At 22.9% G+C, this 1,173-nt stretch carries 1 protein-coding gene; it reads left to right on the top strand.

The annotated features are described in order from the left end of the window. The first annotated feature begins 228 nt into the window (after positions 1-228). A complete protein-coding gene (locus tag HMPREF3241_RS01430) occupies positions 229-807 on the top strand; it encodes a DsbA family protein (RefSeq protein ID WP_002485180.1) in 579 nt (192 codons plus the stop codon). Positions 808-1,173: the final 366 nt, after the last annotated feature.

Here is a 1,173-nt window from a genome sequence, read left to right as displayed (position 1 = left end):
CGTTTGTCCCTTTGTGTTGAGTTGACATAATTCGTTATTATGGGTAGCTCACTTTGTATATTTTGTGTGTGCTCTAATCAGGAATAATATAATTAAAGATTTAAACTAACACATACAAAAAACAAAATCAGCATAACTTTAATAAATAAATCATTTTATAAAATTGATATTTCTGTAAAAAAACAATAGAATAAAAATATAGTTCACATAAAAGAAGGTTCGAAATTTATGAAAAAATATTTATTAATCATATTATTATTACCTTTATTAATTTCGTGTAGCAATAATCATCATAATAAAAAAGTAACTGTTGTTGAGTATGGAGATTATAAATGTCCTTATTGTAAGGATTTTGATACTAAATTAATGCCTAAATTAGAAAAAGAATACATAGACAAAGGAAAAGTTAGTTATTCCTTTGTTAATTTATCATTTTTAGGTAAGGACTCAATAATAGGATCTAGAGCTAGTCATGCTGTTAAAAATATTGCACCTAAACATTACTTAGAATTTCACCATAAAATTTACAAAGAACAACCAAACAATGAAAGAAAATGGATTACTTATAAAAAAGTCGACAATATTATTGACCAACTTTCAATAAAGAAAAAAGAGAAAGAAAAAATCAAAGAAAATTATAAGCAAAAAAATAGCAAAGCTTATAAAGATGCAATTAAAGATAAAAAAATAGCAAAAAAAGAAAAAATTGAAATGGCTCCAACAGTAACAATAAATGGCAAAATGGTAGAAGATCCTTTAGATAAGAATGATTTATTTAAGAAACTCAATAATGAGTTAAAAAAATAGGTGAGAAATAATGAAAATACTAATATATGGACTTAATACACTAAACTATATCATTTTATTATTACTAATCCTTTTAAACTTACATAATTTACAACAAATAGGGTTAAATATTTGTGAATACTTTCTCTTATCTAGTATTGGTATATTGATAATCTCGCTCATTATATATTTTTTTAAAAAGAAAGAAATATTTTTAGTGAGTGTTTTTATAAACTTTTTAAATATAGCGATTATATTCCCTATATTATTATTATCATTATTTTAAGGAGGATTTTTATGAAGAAATGTTTTTCATTTGTACTAATTAGTGTTTTTTTATTAGGCATTGTTTTTAGGGTTCTGTTGCAAAGTTGAATTTATAGTATA

The sequence above is a fragment of the Staphylococcus sp. HMSC34G04 genome (assembly GCF_001838765.1).
Lineage (GTDB): Bacteria > Bacillota > Bacilli > Staphylococcales > Staphylococcaceae > Staphylococcus > Staphylococcus epidermidis.
The sequence above is the reverse complement of the archived record's forward strand: the minus strand, read 5'-3'. Positions and strand labels throughout refer to the sequence as shown.